Genomic DNA, 14,403 nt, shown 5'->3' on the forward strand with positions numbered 1-14,403 from the left:
TATTTTTATATCAATTTGAATAGGATATAAGACTAAGAATACATCTTTTCTCTTAATTCTTTTACCTTTTTATCAGCAAGGTACTCGTCATAAGTCATTTCCCTGTCGATGATTCCCTGAGGAGTCAGTTCAATGATTCTGTTACAGACCGTTGAAAGCATTTCGTGGTCATGAGAAGACAATAGAATGTTCCCTTTAAAGTTAGATAAAGAGTTGTTCAATGTCGTGATACTTTCAAGGTCTAAGTGGTTGGTAGGTTCATCCAGTAAAAGAATATTTGCTTTCTGAAGCATCATTCTGCTGAACATACATCTCATTTTCTCACCTCCTGAAAGCACTTTACACGATTTCAAAGCCTCATCTCCGGAGAACAGCATTCTGCCTAAGAATCCTCTTACGAATTCCTCGTGACGTTCTTCATCATTTTTTGTGAACTGTCTCAGCCAGTCAACCAAGTTTAGGTCTTCCTGGAAGAAGTTGGTGTTATCCAAAGGCATGTGAGACTGGGTTGTGGTCACCCCCCAGGCAACTGTTCCTTTATCTGCTTCAATATTTCCAGCCAGAATCTCGAAAAATTCTGTTATGGCTAAAGAGTTTTTAGAAAGTACGGCTACTTTATCTCCTTTTTTAAGATTCAGGTCAATATTAGAGAATAGTAATTCCCCGTCTTTCGTTTTTTCAAGACCTTTTACATCTAAGATCTGATCTCCCGCTTCTCTTTCCATTTCGAAAATGATGGCCGGATATCTTCTTGAAGACGGTTTAATATCGTCAATGTTTAATTTGTCGATCATTTTCTTTCTTGCAGTGGCCTGCTTGGCCTTTGCAACGTTGGAGCTGAATCTTGCGATGAAATCCTGAAGTTCCTTTTTCTTTTCTTCAGCTTTTTTGTTAGCCTGAGCTCTTTGTCTTGTTGCTAATTGAGATGCCTGATACCAGAAAGAGTAGTTCCCTGTATAAAGATTAAGCTTAGAGTAATCAAGGTCACCGATGTGCGTACACACTGTATCCAGGAAGTGACGGTCGTGGGAAACCACAATTACCGTATTCTCATAATCTGCAAGGAAATCTTCCAGCCAAGAGATGGTATCAATGTCAAGGTCGTTGGTAGGCTCATCCAGGATCAGTACATCAGGGTTTCCGAAAAGCGCCTGAGCCAAAAGAACTTTTACTTTGTCTTTGTTCTCAAGTTCACTCATTAATTGCCAGTGCATATCATCAGAGATTCCTACGTTAGAAAGCATAGTCTGTGCGTCAGATTCTGCAGTCCACCCTCCCATTTCATCATAGATTACACCTAGTTCACCGGCTTTAATTCCGTCTTCGTCAGAGAAATCTTCTTTTGCGTACAACGCATCCATTTCCTCTTTTATCTCAAATAATTTTTTGTTACCTCTCAAAACAGCTTCAAGAACAGTATACTGATCATAAGCAAAGTGATCCTGCTCCAAAACTGACATTCTTTTTCCTGGTTCCAGAGATACATTTCCTGTCGTTGGATCCTGCTTTCCTGTTAGTATTTTAAGGAATGTAGACTTTCCCGCACCGTTTGCTCCGATGATTCCGTAGCAGTTTCCTTTGGTAAACATAATATTTACCTCGTCAAAAAGAACTCTTTTCCCGAATTGTAAAGATAAGTTAGATACTGTTAACATATAGTTTTGTAAATTTGGCGCAAAAATACGAAAAGAATTTGGGTATTTTGTAATATTATAATAGTCAAGTTTTTAAATGTATCGTATTTTTTGTATATTTCATTAACGAAATCTAAAATGATGAAGATTGAAAAAACAGTTAATATAGTAAACAGGAGAGCCCGTTTTGAATATGAAATTCTTGAAGAATATGAAGCCGGAATGGTTTTGACAGGTACGGAAATAAAATCTTTACGCTCTTCGAAAGCTTCTATTGCAGAATCGTTCTGTCAGTTTATTGATGGGGAGTTATACATTATTAATATGATGATTGATGAGTACAAACTGGGAACTTTTTACAATCACAAAACAAAAAGGGAACGGAAATTGCTCTTGCACAAAAAAGAATTGCAAAAACTTGAAAAAAAGTTAAAGGATGCTGGGAATACAATTATCCCACTTAAATTATATATCACTGATAAGGGTAAAGCAAAGGTACTGATAGCGCTTGGTAGAGGGAAAAAACTCTTCGATAAAAGGGACGCTATTAAAGATAGAGAAAATAAGCGAAACCTGGACAGAATATTAAAGAAAAGTTAAAAATCATTTGAAAAACTTTGTGTATAAAGAAAAATTATATTTATTTTGCATTATCAATTATTTAATCATTTAATTCTATGAAAAATCTAAAATTAGGAATTTCAGCATTGGCGCTTACTGTTGCCTCTACTGTTTTCGCACAGACTACCAACAATCCGTGGTTAATCGGAGTTGGTGCTCATGCAGAAAACCATGTAGCAGCAAGAGGTACTTTCAGTAATACGTTCTCTGCTCAAAATTTAACAAAGAGAATGTTCAATGTGAACAACTTCTCTATTACACCTCCATTATCTAAGTTAACAGTTGCTAGAAACATTGGAAAAGGTTTAGTAATTGACTGGCAAACTTCTGTTGGAAATGTTGAAAACAAAAGATTCAACATGGGGAAAGAATTTTTCCTAATGACAGGTATTGGTTTCCAGGCTAAAGCTGCAGGTCTTTTATGGAACGAAGAATCTTGGTTTGATCCATATTTAAGAGTTGGTGCTAACTACTTAAGACATGACTATACTGCACTTACTTTCCCAAGAACAAGTGTAGATGCTAACGGTAACCCAATCGAAGTTGTATCAAACGGAGAGAATGGTAATGAGAATGGTAAAGCTAACCACTTTACAGTATCTACTGGTGCAGGTGCTAACTTCTGGGTAACTAAGAACTTCGGTCTTGGGATCCAAGGAGACTATGTATCAACTCCAGGTGATAAATCTACTGTTGCTAACTTCTGGCAAGCTTCCGCATCTATCTTATTTAGATTCGGAAACAGAGATAGAGATAAAGATGGTATCCTAGATAAAGATGACCTTTGTCCAGATACTCCAGGTTTACCTGAATTCCAAGGATGTCCTGATACAGACGGTGACGGAGTTCCAGATAAAGACGATCAATGTCCAGATGTAGCTGGTCCAGTTGAAAACAACGGTTGTCCTTGGCCAGATACTGACGGTGACGGTGTAATCGACAAAGATGACGCTTGTCCTACAGTAGCAGGTCCTGCTGAAAACAACGGTTGTCCTTGGCCAGATACAGACGGTGACGGTATCTTAGATAAAGATGATGCTTGTCCTACTGTTCCAGGTCTTCCAGAATACAACGGATGTCCTAAGCCAAAAGAAGTAACAGCTACTGATGTTGAAAAGAATCTTAAGAGTGTATACTTTGATTTCAACAAAGCTACAATCAGACCTGAATCTAAAGGAGCTTTAGATACTGCTTCTGAAATCATTAAGAAAGATGGAGGAAGATTCCTATTAGTTGGAGAAACTGACAAAAAAGGAAGTGATGCTTACAACTTGAAATTATCTAAAGAAAGAGCTGCTTCTGTAGTTGCTGCTTTAGATGCGAGAGGTGTAGATATTAACGTATTAAAATCAATCGGTATTGGAGAGCAAAATGCTAAAGTTGCAGAATCTGCATCTGATGCTGAAAGACAATCTGATAGAAAAGTAACTGTTAGATACATTGGTGATGACAGTGAATGGAACAAATATCAAAAATCTGATGTTGTTGCTACAAAAAAAGCTACAAAAAAAGGAGGTAAGAAAGCTCCTGCTAAAAAAGTAGTTAAAAAGAAAAAATAATTAATTTTTCTAAATAATGAATACCTCCAATTCTTTGGAGGTATTTTTTTTTTGTTGACTTTTAATTAATTTTGTTGAAAATTTAAAAAATAAAATGGGAAGAGCATTTGAATATAGAAAAGCTTCTAAAATGGCCAGATGGGATAAAATGGCCAAAACATTCTCTAAAATAGGTAAAGACATTGCACTGGCTGTAAAAGCCGGCGGACCGGATCCTGAATCTAACCCAGCGTTAAGAAGATGTATCCAGAATGCCAAAGGGGCGAACATGCCAAAGGACAACGTAGAAAGAGCCATTAAAAAGGCAAGTGGCGCTGATGCTGAAAACTATGAAGAGATCACTTATGAAGGATATGGGCAGGGTGGAGTTGCATTCTTTGTAGAATGTACCACAAACAATACCACAAGAACTGTCGCCAATGTAAGAGCCGTTTTCAATAAGTTTGACGGTAACCTTGGTAAAAATGGAGAGCTAGCCTTTATCTTTGACAGAAAAGGAATTTTCACCATCGATTTAGCCCAGATTAAAATGGATTGGGATGACTTTGAAATGGAAATGATTGACGGAGGAGCAGAAGATGTAGAAAAAGACGATGAAGAAGTAATGATCACCACTGCTTTTGAAGATTTCGGTTCTTTATCTCATAAACTGGACGAACTTGGAATAGAAGCGAAAAGTGCGGAGCTTCAGAGAATTCCGAATAATACAAAAGAAGTCAACGAAGAACAATTTAAAGCTAATATGAAAATGCTTGAGCGCTTCGAAGAGGATGATGACGTTCAGAATGTCTACCATAATATGGAGATCTCTGAAGAACTGATGAACTCTCTATAAAAAATAATATAGCATTCATATACAGTTAACTTTCAATTAGTTTCTTTGTATAAAACTATGAAAAGAAACGTTGAATTAGTTGTTATTTCGGATGTTCATTTGGGAACTTATGGATGTAAGGCTAAAGAATTGCTGAGATACCTGAATTCTATCCAGCCCAGGACCTTGGTTTTGAATGGTGATATCATTGATATCTGGCAGTTTAAAAAGTCTTACTTCCCTAAACCTCATTTGAAAGTAATCAGAAAGATTCTTTCATTCGCTACAAAAAATACCGAGGTCTTTTATATTACAGGCAACCACGATGAAATGTTCCGTAAGTTTACGGATTTTGAATTGGGAAAACTTAAAGTCTGTAATAAAATCTGTCTGACTATTGACCAAAAGAAAACATGGATCTTTCACGGGGATGTTTTCGATGCCTCTGTCCAACATTCCAAATGGATCGCCAAGCTCGGCGGAAAAGGATACGACCTTTTAATTATCATCAATAATATGGTCAATTGGTTCTTAGAAAAAATGGGTAAAGAAAAATACTCATTTTCAAAAAAAATTAAGAACAATGTGAAAAAGGCCGTAAAATATATCGGAGACTTTGAGCTTACAGCTTCCGAACTGGCTATAGACAATCATTATGATTATGTCATTTGCGGGCATATCCATCAGCCGCAGATTCGTGAGGTTGTCAATAAAAAAGGATCCTGTACGTATCTGAATTCCGGAGACTGGATTGAAAATTTGTCTGCCCTGGAATATCATGATAAGGAATGGAAAATCTTTTATTATGATGATCATAAGCATCTACTCAAAGATGATGAAGTGGAAGATATTCAGGAAATGGATAATTCTGCCCTCTTAAAAATCGTAACCAATTTTTCCTAAATGAAGATTCTATATGCATTTCAAGGTACCGGAAACGGCCATGTTGCCAGAGCGCAGGAAATTATTCCTATTCTGAAAAAGCATGCTAAGGTGGATACATTGATCAGTGGACATCAGTCGCAATTAAAGGCCGATTTCGACGTTAATTTCCAATACAGGGGTATTTCTCTTCTTTATAACAAAACAGGCGGTTTATCGTACCGAAAAACGTTTACAGAAAATAAATTCTTTGAAGCTGCTAAAACAATCAGAGAACTGGAGCTGTCACAATATGATTTAATCATCAATGATTATGAACCTTTGACAGGCTGGGCTTCCAAGCTGAAAAAGCTTCCGATGATAGAACTCAGCCATCAGGCTTCCATGAGTTTCCCGGAAACACCAAAGCCTAAGAAAAAAGATTTTCTGGGAGAAATGATTTTAAAATACTATGTTCCCAGCGAAAGGAAAATCGGGTTTCATTTTGAGAATTATCATCCTCAGATCAAAAAACCGGTGATCAGAAAAAAATCAGAAGTCTGAATCCTTACAAAAAGGGATATTATCTTGTGTATCTTCCCAGTTTTGCTGATGAAAATATCATCAAAGTTTTAAGAAAGATTCCTGTAGAATGGAAAGTGTTTTCAAAATACAGTAAAGTCCAGGTGAAGGTAAAAAATGTGGAGGTATTTCCTATTGATGAAATCCAGTATCTGAAATATTTTGAAGGCTGTGAAGGAGTTTTGTGCAATGCAGGTTTTGAAAGTCCTGCAGAAGCACTGTTTATGGATAAAAAACTATTTGTGATTCCTATCCACCATCAATATGAACAGGAATGCAACGCCTGTGCTCTTGACAAAATGGGGATACCCAATTCTAAAGTTTTAAATATACAGGAAATTATGGAGTGGGTAGCTTCTGATCATCATCTAAAAGTAGATTATCCGGATGATATTGAAGATATCCTGCTCAACGAAGTTTTAACTCTTTAAAAATATATCTTCCACATCACTCATTCTCATCATCACAGATCTTGCATAGGAACAGTGCGGATATACTTTCCAATTGTTTTCTCTTGCAAATTTGATGGCTTCTTCCACTAAAAATTTTCCCATTCCTCTGCCTTCAAATTCAGGATGTACCAATACAAAAGAAATGATAAATTTGTGATCCTCAGGGAAAATAGTATAGGTAAGTCTTCCTACTTCTTTTGTTTCATTATTTAAAGTAAGAACTCCGCCGTTTCCGGATTTATTGTTTTCAAATTTCATTAGGATAAAATTAAAAATGTGTTATCAACGTTGCTCCAATATTTTTATACGCTCTGTAAGTTCATGAATTTCCTTTTTCAGAAGGTTAATATATTCCTGCTGGTTTTGAAGAAGAAAATCTGGAATGTTATAAAAGTAATTATTACTTCCAAAATAACTTCCTTCATTATTGTCAAAGTTATTAATAACCTGGCTTGAGGAATCTTCTTCTTTTATGGAATCAATAGAAGTATCCAATGCTTTTGCCATACGTTCCCATTCTTCGTCTGAAATCTTAATTTCTCCCTTTTCTCTTCTTTGGTATTGTGATTGTGTCATATGCAGTATTTTGGCCATGCTTTCCTGAGTATATTCTTTCTCCTTTCGGACTTTGATGAGTTTGTTTTTGATCATTTTGGTGTTTTTGTATTAATACAAATATAAGATTTTATGGGTTTATATGGATATAAAAGTGATTAGACATCACCTATTTTTACAACCTGTTAGGTTTTGATTCTTTGGAAATCTTTATGAATAAAGAATACTTATCTTATAATATAAATGTTAGTTATGGGCTGAAAATCACATAAAAATCACATAAAAATTTTGGTTTTATTTCAAACTTGTTAGATATATTTGAAATGTTAACGTTGACACAAACAATAAAAAAAATTATTATGAAAAAATTAAATGGTATGTAGAGAGATTTCTCTTCTTTAGAAAACAAAAAACTGAAAAACTTACAAGCTATTACAGGTGGATATGCGAGTAATAGAAGTTCACCTTCACTGTATAATACTCCTGATGGGCAAGTAAATGATACAGACTTTTATACAGATGAAACTGCAGGAGTGTGGACGTATAAATCTAGAACTTCGGTGATAGTAGGTCAAGTTCAAGTAATAGAACCCTATTAACAAAAAAGCATAGGAGGATTTTAATCCTCCTTGTTTTTCTAATAAATCATCACAATATGAAAAATAGATATTTTTTCATTTTTAGGCTATTCTGTCTTATAATCACAATTTCTATTTTTTTTACAGCTTGTAAAAAAAAGAACTATATCGTATACTATCAGAAAGCTAATGAAATTGACAGCATATATAGAATGGCAGGTAACCCCAAGCTGGCAGTAGAAAAATATAAAGAACTTTTTGACGAATATGAGCCCCAAAATCAGGAAAGGATAAGTGAATATGAAACATATATTATTTTGACAGATCATTTTAATATTGATTTTGGAGGTAAAAAAAGTTTGAAGAAGCTGATCCTTTTAAAAGCAGAACGTGGTGGTAATTGCAAAGAGTATTATTCTCTTTTTAAAAAATATGGAATTGATAGTGCAGATGTGAAAGAGCAGATTTTGGATTGGAAAGAAAATCTGAACCAAAGGCTGGTTGACTCTTTTACGGTAGCTATGAGAAGAGATCAGCAAGGAAGAAGACCTTTGGATACAGCATTGGCAAAGAAAAATGTAGAAAAGAATGCCAAACTTCTTATTTGGGTATTTAATAAATATGGCTATCCTACTGCACGAAAAATGGGGACAATGGGCCCTAATGATACATTTTTTGCGATGACAACCTTTCTTACCCATATGAATGAGTCAAAGGAATATCCTTATATAAAATCTAAATTATATGAATATGTAAAGTCAGGAGATTGTGTTCCTCGTGATTATGCTTTGATGGTTGATGTCCAGGCTTTTCTTGCAGATAAAGAAGGAATATATAGGTTTAATCCAAATGTGTCAACTGATTCTGCAAAAATAAACCATCATAGAAAAAGTATAGGATTCCAAGTTTAAAGCACAAAAACCTGATTATGAAAGATTCTTCAAAGCCAATAAGATTGAAAAATGTAAAATTCTTCCTCAAATATTGCTATAAAAAAATAAAAAAAATGATACTCATTATATCTAAAAATAAAGAAGCTACCACTGACGAGGTCATTAAATGGCTCTTCATCTTAGGTAAGAAATTTATACGGGTAAATGAAGATGAAGTTTTTGAAATCAAAACAAAAGAAAAAAGAGTCTATATTGAAAGCACAAAGAATAGTTTTTTTATTGACGATATCAGCAGCGTTTGGTATAGAAGAGGAGGGCTGAAGTTTAAAAGACATTATTATGAAAATCTCTCGGTAGATATTCATATGAGTGAGCATCAACATTGGCTGGAAGATTACGTTATTAAAATGTTGGAATCGAAAAGACATATTAATAAACAGAGCAATTGCCATGTCAATAAATTGCTTGTTCTTAAAAAGGCTGAAATTACCGGATTAGATGTTCCAGCCTATTATCTTGCTGAGAATACAGATGATGTACACCTTGAAAAAACGATTGTAAAACCTATTGCAGGAAATCCTACACTAGAAAGCATTCAGGAAAATTCCTACGGGGTGATGTATACCTCAGTGATAGACAAATACACAAAAGATAATTTTTTCATTTCCTTTTTTCAGGAAAAAATAGAAAAAGATTTCGAAATCGAACTTTTTATCTCAATGGAAGGTGTTGGTCTATGGCCGTTTTTTCACAAAATGATGGGCAGACGGAAATAGATTATAGAAAATATAATGACGAAAATCCTAATAGAAATGTACCCTATGATCTCCCCAGTACTATTGAAGAAAAAATACATCAATTAATGCTGTCTTTAGATCTGAACTGTGGATCCATTGATTTTATAAAAAGTGAAAATCAATTTTATTTTCTTGAAGTAAACCCGGTTGGACAATTCTTAAATGTGTCTAAAACATGCAACTATTTTTTAGATAAAGAAATAGCTGAATATTTATAATGTTTAATGATTTATTTTGTGCTTAATGAAGAATATTGTTAATGAAAAAAATAAACTTCCCCTTACATTCCAATATATAGAAATAGTAAAAAAGAGAAGATTGCTTATAAAATCCAATATTTCTTATTATGTAGAATGTGAGAAATATGGAACAGATTTTTATATGAAAGAAAAGCCTGTAAAATCTTTGGTTCGGATGTTATGAAATATTTCAATTTATTTTCCAGCATATTAATAACAAAAGGTGTGAGTAGAGTGTTAATCTCAGATCTGCAGAGAAATGTTTCGGAGTTGTTTTCTCTGGAATTGTATGAACTGATAGAAGAGCTGAAAATAGAATCTATTGATAATATTCTTCAAAATTATGATGCCCAATCTCAGGAAATCATATCGGAATATATAGATTTTCTTTTGGAAAATGAATATGGCTTTATCACAAAAAATGATTGGGATCATGGTTTTTCCCAATTGTCATTGAAATACCATGATTCTAATATTATTTCAGACTTATTTTTGGAGTTTGAAGATATACATGTTATTTATAAAATAAAATGTTCTGTTGAAAATTTACAGATAAAACATTTAGTAGTTTATTCCAAAAGAAATATTTCTCTTAATGAGTTTTTAGAAATAGATGAGCTATTTAAGAATACTCCATTAGAAAATATTGAAATATATTCTCCGTATCATATTAATATTAATCTGGATAATTTAGAGGTACTGAACGCAAAAGCTTGCAGAATAAGTAATTTGGTTTTTTATAACTGTAAAATTAATCCTTTTAAGATTAAAGATGAATTCCGGTTTATTGTAAATTTTATAAAAGAGAATATAAGTATAAGTTCCTGTGGAAAGGTAGACTTAAAATATTTCAATACTAACCTTCCTAAAGTTTTGGAGGCCATCAATCATAACTCTTGCCTGCACAAAAAAATTGGAATAGATAGAGACGGTCATATAAAAAACTGTCCTTTAATGGAAGATGTTTTTGGAAATATTAATAGCACCACTCTTGAAGAAGCTTTAAAGCAAACTGAATTTAGAAAATATTGGAATCTGACCAAAGATAGTGTAGAAATATGTAAAGATTGTGAGTTCCGTTATGTTTGTACAGACTGCCGGGCATTTACAGAACGTACTCATACTAATAATGAAGACTTAGATATTTCCAGACCTTTAAAGTGTGGTTATGATCCTTATACAGGAGAATGGGAAGAATGGAGTAAAAATCCATTAAAACAAAAAGCCTTACAGTATTATAGTAACTGAATGATAATCATTTTTGGCCACTTCCTGTTAATTTTTTTAGATTTAATTCACTTGCGAAGCAAAATTGTCCATTGACCAGATTAATTATCTTTTCCCGTATAGTAATTATAATCTTTAATAATGACATTGATAAACTGCCTTTCAGTCATTTGGGTCGTATCTATTTCAAGCTTTAAGATGCTTTTGATCTTATCAGAAAGCCTACTGATAATCTGGCGGTCATCTATTTTCAGTGCTTTTGTATAATTGTCTTTAATAATTCTCATATCGTTATCACTCAAGGCGATCACCTGAGGGAAAGAAGGGACATAATTTTCATGAATGTTCTCTAAGATCGTATGGGAAATAGTAATGTTGTTCTTTAAAGAAATCACGGCTGTTCCGGAAGCAATATCTCCCAGACGCTGGTTGTTTTTGGAGACAATCATTGAAATTAGGCCTACTATCCCTGCAAAAGAAACATCAACCAACCGGAAAATCCATCGGATCATATAATCTCCAAAACTGGCCTGATAACCATCAATTTTTACCACTTTGATTTTCATCAGTTTTTTTCCGGGAGTCTGGCCTTCCATCAAGCTTTCCAAAACAACAGGGTAGATGTACGTGGGAAATGTAAGAACAATATACACGGCCATTGTAGACCATTGATCAAGACCGCTCAGCAGATATCCCAAATCGAAAATATTAAAAAAGAGATATAATATAATGACAACATAAGCGACCCGTATTAAAAGGTCGATGATGAATGCGAGCATTCTTTCTCCTACACTGGCGATATTGAAGTTAATATTTACATTTTGTGAAGTATTTATCGCAATTTGAGACATAATTTTTATTATTTTAGCCTTTACAATTATGAGAGAAGTTTATTTTATTAAACAAAATAAAGAAAAATGGTTGGGAATTGAACAGGTTATTCAAGGGAAAATAAAAAAAAATCCGGATGACCTGTCCTCATTGTATATAAACCTGATCAATGATCTTTCTTTTGCCCAAACCTATTATCCCAAAAGTAATACCACGGTTTATTTAAACCATCTGTCTTCCCAGATCTTTCAAAAGATCTATAAGACGAAAAGGATGGAAGAAAACAGGCTGGTTTATTTTTTCCGGACTGAGGTTCCATTACTGGTGTATCAGTATAGAAGATATCTGGTGTACGCCTTTGCTTTCTTTATCCTGTTTACTTCAATAGGGGTGCTTTCTGCAATCTATGATAAAGATTTTGCCAACATTATTCTTGGAGAAAGCTATGTGAATGAGACCATTGAAAATATTAAAAATAATAATGCCGTAGGGGTTTACCAAAGCGGATCTACCTGGGGAAGTACCATTGGAATTATTTTCAATAATATCCAGGTAGGCGCTAAATTGTATATATATGGAATTGCAGGAGGCGTAGGAACCGTATTTGCGCTTTTGTCCAACAGTGTAATGCTGGGATCGTTTCAATATTTTTTCTACGATTACGGGGCACTTAAGGATAGTGCCAGAGGAATATGGCTTCATGGAGTTTTTGAAATATTTGCGATGGTTGTAGAGGCGATGTGTGGATTAATTTTAGGCGCTTCTATTCTGTTTCCGGGAACTTTTTCAAGATTTAATTCCTTTAAAAGAGGTTTTAAAGATTCTTTCAAAATATTTTTAAGCACAGTTCCATTTACAATTTGTGCCGGAATTATTGAAGGATATGTGACAAGACATGCTCTGAAAATGCCTTTGACATTGAACTTAGCAATTATTATCTCCTCACTTGCCATTATCGGCTTTTACTATTTTGTATATCCGTCAGTAGTCAATAAAAAAATAAATACCCAAATCAATGATACAGTTTTATAAAAAAAGAGATTTCGGAACTTTTATCAGCGACAGTTTCAATTTTTTCAAATTGTTCGGGAAAAATTATTTCAAGAATTATCTCTTGATCAACGGGCTGTTGCTTATTCTAATGGTCACTGTGGTTATTTTTGGTTACAAAGAGCTTTTTTCTCAGGTTTTCGGATCCAATTTGGGTGGTGAAACTTATTATTTTGAGCAGTATTTTTCAGATAACATGGGAATGCTGATCGCTGTAGGATTGTTAACATTTCTCCTTTTTATGATCCTTGCGATTGTCAATTATCTGTATCCTGTCTTTTATCTTAAAAGAACCGCTCAGGGCGCCAGTACAATAAAAACGGATGAGATTTTAGGAGACTTTAAGCATAATGCAGGAAAAATAGCCAAACTGTGCCTGGGAATGATTTTTATTGTGGCTCCGTTGAGTTTGTTCGTGATCTTTTTCTCTTACATTCTGATATTTATTATCATCGGCCTTTTCCTGGTAATGCTTATTTATCCTACAATATTTAATGTTGTTACATTTCTGATGTATGATTATTTTAATTCGGACAGAAGATTTTTTGAAAGCTTAAGCTATTCCATACGGTCACAGTTTTCCTATCCTAATGGAAGTGAAAAATCACCCTACTGGAAATACTGGGGCGCATCAATTATTATGTTTATTATTGTATCGATGGTCAGCTCGATTTTTACATACGTTCCGATGATATTTTTTTACGGGTCGATTCTTACTTCTACCCCGGATGCGAACTTTGAGCAGAATCCTTTTACCGGAATAGCAGGAATTATATTTTTTGTATTTTACGGGATTTCAATGCTTCTTTCATTCTTCCTTTCAAATTTACTGTCTGTGAATGCAGGGCTGATGTACTATGACAGCAGAACAGACCTTCATCAGAAAGTAGAGCTTGAAGAAATAGAAACGATTGGTATCAATGAATAAATTTTTTCTTTTCATCCTGTTTTTTGTAGGTCTTGGTGCTGTTTATGCTCAGGATAATATCCCTGTGGATGACTATCTGGGGGACTCTCTGAATACAGGGCATTATCATAATATGCTTCGCGCTGACTCCGTATTGGTGAAAAATCCCGTATCGGAAAATCCGGTGTATGCCAAAGAATTTAAAGAGAATATCCCGTCAAGGTATAAAGGAAATGAATTTGATTATACCGTGTCAAAGCCGAGAGAATCTTTCTGGGAAAAGTTGCTGCGGAAAATAGATAAGATTTTACAGCGTATTTTTGGTGAAAAAGTCTTTTCCCAATCTGCTGAATTGACGACTGTCCTATCCGCTTGTTTGCCATTATCTTAGTTGGATTTTTACTTTATTTTATCATTAAATATTTCCTTGGAAAGGATGGGAATTTCATCTTTGGGAAAAAGAACAAGAAGGTTGATCTTAATGTGGAGGAACTTCACGAAAATATCCATGAGATTAATTTTCCTGAAAGTATTGCCAAATTTGAGCATGAAGGCGATTACCGGTCGGCTGTCCGCTATCAGTTCTTATTTGTTCTTAAAAAATTAAGTGATAAAAAGCTGATCAGCTGGAACCCTGAAAAAACCAATAAAGATTACACCACAGAGCTTAAAACGCCCCATTTGAAAAAAGAATTTTCAGGTCTTGCCTACATCTTTGATTATGTCTGGTACGGAGAGTTCAGTATTGAAGAACAAAGCTATCAGAAATTCAAAAAGCAGTATCAGGAATTTAAACCATAATT

The 14,403-nt window shown here is 34.3% G+C and carries 17 protein-coding genes; 13 read left to right on the forward strand and 4 right to left on the reverse strand.

Going from position 1 to position 14,403, the window contains the following annotated elements; translation table 11 throughout:
- Positions 1 to 32: 32 nt before the first annotated feature.
- The gene (locus MUW56_RS12930) at positions 33 to 1,655 is read right to left on the reverse strand and encodes an ABC-F family ATP-binding cassette domain-containing protein (protein WP_292013572.1); all 1,623 of its coding nucleotides are present in this window, start codon (positions 1,653 to 1,655) and stop codon (positions 33 to 35) included.
- Positions 1,656 to 1,775: 120 nt separating this feature from the next.
- Between MUW56_RS12930 and smpB the strand changes: the two genes are divergently transcribed.
- The 6 genes from smpB (at position 1,776) to MUW56_RS12960 (ending at position 6,502) form a co-directional block, all read left to right on the forward strand.
- Positions 1,776 to 2,234, forward strand: coding sequence for an SsrA-binding protein SmpB (gene smpB / locus MUW56_RS12935; protein WP_292015412.1), 459 nt, complete (start codon positions 1,776 to 1,778; stop codon positions 2,232 to 2,234).
- Between the two features lie 77 nt (positions 2,235 to 2,311).
- The gene (locus MUW56_RS12940; RefSeq protein ID WP_292013573.1) at positions 2,312 to 3,814 is read left to right on the forward strand and encodes an OmpA family protein; all 1,503 of its coding nucleotides are present in this window, start codon (positions 2,312 to 2,314) and stop codon (positions 3,812 to 3,814) included.
- Between the two features lie 94 nt (positions 3,815 to 3,908).
- Positions 3,909 to 4,649, forward strand: a complete 741-nt coding sequence (locus MUW56_RS12945) for a YebC/PmpR family DNA-binding transcriptional regulator (protein WP_292013574.1) — start codon at positions 3,909 to 3,911, stop codon at positions 4,647 to 4,649.
- A gap of 57 nt (positions 4,650 to 4,706) precedes the next feature.
- A complete protein-coding gene (locus tag MUW56_RS12950; RefSeq protein WP_292013575.1) occupies positions 4,707 to 5,531 on the forward strand; it encodes a UDP-2,3-diacylglucosamine diphosphatase in 825 nt (274 codons plus the stop codon).
- Complete coding sequence (locus MUW56_RS12955) at positions 5,532 to 6,053, forward strand: glycosyltransferase family protein (protein WP_292013576.1); 522 nt, start codon at positions 5,532 to 5,534, stop codon at positions 6,051 to 6,053.
- A gap of 26 nt (positions 6,054 to 6,079) precedes the next feature.
- Positions 6,080 to 6,502 (forward strand): glycosyltransferase family protein, encoded by a 423-nt coding sequence (locus MUW56_RS12960; protein ID WP_292013577.1) that lies wholly within the window; start codon positions 6,080 to 6,082, stop codon positions 6,500 to 6,502.
- Here MUW56_RS12960 and MUW56_RS12965 read toward each other — a convergent pair.
- Together MUW56_RS12965 and MUW56_RS12970 are read right to left on the reverse strand one after the other, a co-directional pair.
- Entirely contained in the window at positions 6,491 to 6,781 is a 291-nt protein-coding gene (locus MUW56_RS12965; protein ID WP_292013578.1) for a GNAT family N-acetyltransferase, read from the reverse strand. The two genes, MUW56_RS12960 and MUW56_RS12965, sit on opposite strands and share 12 nt — an antisense overlap.
- A gap of 24 nt (positions 6,782 to 6,805) precedes the next feature.
- Positions 6,806 to 7,174 carry a helix-turn-helix transcriptional regulator gene (locus MUW56_RS12970; RefSeq protein WP_292013579.1) on the reverse strand — a complete coding sequence of 123 codons (369 nt, stop codon included), beginning with the start codon at positions 7,172 to 7,174 and terminating at the stop codon, positions 6,806 to 6,808.
- Positions 7,175 to 7,733: 559 nt separating this feature from the next.
- Here MUW56_RS12970 and MUW56_RS12975 point away from each other — a divergent pair.
- The 3 genes from MUW56_RS12975 (at position 7,734) to gwsS (ending at position 10,833) form a co-directional block, all read left to right on the forward strand.
- A complete protein-coding gene (locus tag MUW56_RS12975) occupies positions 7,734 to 8,567 on the forward strand; it encodes a hypothetical protein (protein WP_292013580.1) in 834 nt (277 codons plus the stop codon).
- 95 nt (positions 8,568 to 8,662) lie between these two features.
- Entirely contained in the window at positions 8,663 to 9,325 is a 663-nt protein-coding gene (locus MUW56_RS12980; RefSeq protein ID WP_292013581.1) for a hypothetical protein, read from the forward strand.
- Between the two features lie 440 nt (positions 9,326 to 9,765).
- On the forward strand, positions 9,766 to 10,833 hold the full coding sequence (gene gwsS, locus MUW56_RS12985; protein ID WP_292013582.1) for a grasp-with-spasm system SPASM domain peptide maturase: 1,068 nt from the start codon (positions 9,766 to 9,768) through the stop codon (positions 10,831 to 10,833).
- A gap of 80 nt (positions 10,834 to 10,913) precedes the next feature.
- Here the strand turns inward: gwsS and MUW56_RS12990 are convergent, their stop codons facing one another.
- Positions 10,914 to 11,663 carry an RDD family protein gene (locus MUW56_RS12990; protein ID WP_292013583.1) on the reverse strand — a complete coding sequence of 250 codons (750 nt, stop codon included), beginning with the start codon at positions 11,661 to 11,663 and terminating at the stop codon, positions 10,914 to 10,916.
- 28 nt (positions 11,664 to 11,691) lie between these two features.
- Here MUW56_RS12990 and MUW56_RS12995 point away from each other — a divergent pair, with 28 nt between their 5' ends.
- Genes MUW56_RS12995 through MUW56_RS13010 form a run of 4 tightly spaced genes read left to right on the forward strand, consistent with a single transcriptional unit; the run spans position 11,692 to position 14,401 of the window.
- On the forward strand, positions 11,692 to 12,675 hold the full coding sequence (locus MUW56_RS12995) for a stage II sporulation protein M (protein ID WP_292013584.1): 984 nt from the start codon (positions 11,692 to 11,694) through the stop codon (positions 12,673 to 12,675).
- Positions 12,659 to 13,621 (forward strand): DUF4013 domain-containing protein, encoded by a 963-nt coding sequence (locus tag MUW56_RS13000; protein ID WP_292013585.1) that lies wholly within the window; start codon positions 12,659 to 12,661, stop codon positions 13,619 to 13,621. The genes MUW56_RS12995 and MUW56_RS13000 overlap by 17 nt, the downstream gene beginning before the upstream one ends.
- On the forward strand, positions 13,614 to 13,991 hold the full coding sequence (locus MUW56_RS13005) for a hypothetical protein (protein ID WP_292013586.1): 378 nt from the start codon (positions 13,614 to 13,616) through the stop codon (positions 13,989 to 13,991). Before MUW56_RS13000 ends, MUW56_RS13005 begins: the two co-directional genes overlap by 8 nt.
- Positions 13,973 to 14,401, forward strand: coding sequence for a DUF4129 domain-containing protein (locus tag MUW56_RS13010; RefSeq protein WP_292013587.1), 429 nt, complete (start codon positions 13,973 to 13,975; stop codon positions 14,399 to 14,401). Before MUW56_RS13005 ends, MUW56_RS13010 begins: the two co-directional genes overlap by 19 nt.
- Positions 14,402 to 14,403 lie beyond the last annotated feature (2 nt).

The sequence above is a fragment of the Chryseobacterium sp. genome (genome assembly GCF_022869225.1).
In the GTDB taxonomy this organism is placed as follows: Bacteria; Bacteroidota; Bacteroidia; order Flavobacteriales; family Weeksellaceae; genus Chryseobacterium.

Excerpts from the sequence above, each read along its gene's own strand:
- MUW56_RS12980 (WP_292013581.1), top strand. The coding sequence starts at position 8,663 with ATGATACTCATTATATCTAAAAATAAAGAAGCTACCACTGACGAGGTC.
- MUW56_RS12990 (WP_292013583.1), bottom strand. The coding sequence starts at position 11,663 with ATGTCTCAAATTGCGATAAATACTTCACAAAATGTAAATATTAACTTC.
- MUW56_RS12930 (WP_292013572.1), bottom strand. The coding sequence starts at position 1,655 with ATGTTAACAGTATCTAACTTATCTTTACAATTCGGGAAAAGAGTTCTT.
- MUW56_RS12945 (WP_292013574.1), top strand. The coding sequence starts at position 3,909 with ATGGGAAGAGCATTTGAATATAGAAAAGCTTCTAAAATGGCCAGATGG.
- smpB (WP_292015412.1), top strand. The coding sequence starts at position 1,776 with ATGAAGATTGAAAAAACAGTTAATATAGTAAACAGGAGAGCCCGTTTT.
- MUW56_RS12970 (WP_292013579.1), bottom strand. The coding sequence starts at position 7,174 with ATGATCAAAAACAAACTCATCAAAGTCCGAAAGGAGAAAGAATATACT.
- gwsS (WP_292013582.1), top strand. The coding sequence starts at position 9,766 with ATGAAATATTTCAATTTATTTTCCAGCATATTAATAACAAAAGGTGTG.
- MUW56_RS12955 (WP_292013576.1), top strand. The coding sequence starts at position 5,532 with ATGAAGATTCTATATGCATTTCAAGGTACCGGAAACGGCCATGTTGCC.
- MUW56_RS12940 (WP_292013573.1), top strand. The coding sequence starts at position 2,312 with ATGAAAAATCTAAAATTAGGAATTTCAGCATTGGCGCTTACTGTTGCC.
- MUW56_RS13000 (WP_292013585.1), top strand. The coding sequence starts at position 12,659 with ATGATACAGTTTTATAAAAAAAGAGATTTCGGAACTTTTATCAGCGAC.
- MUW56_RS12965 (WP_292013578.1), bottom strand. The coding sequence starts at position 6,781 with ATGAAATTTGAAAACAATAAATCCGGAAACGGCGGAGTTCTTACTTTA.
- MUW56_RS13005 (WP_292013586.1), top strand. The coding sequence starts at position 13,614 with ATGAATAAATTTTTTCTTTTCATCCTGTTTTTTGTAGGTCTTGGTGCT.
- MUW56_RS12950 (WP_292013575.1), top strand. The coding sequence starts at position 4,707 with ATGAAAAGAAACGTTGAATTAGTTGTTATTTCGGATGTTCATTTGGGA.
- MUW56_RS12975 (WP_292013580.1), top strand. The coding sequence starts at position 7,734 with ATGAAAAATAGATATTTTTTCATTTTTAGGCTATTCTGTCTTATAATC.
- MUW56_RS12995 (WP_292013584.1), top strand. The coding sequence starts at position 11,692 with ATGAGAGAAGTTTATTTTATTAAACAAAATAAAGAAAAATGGTTGGGA.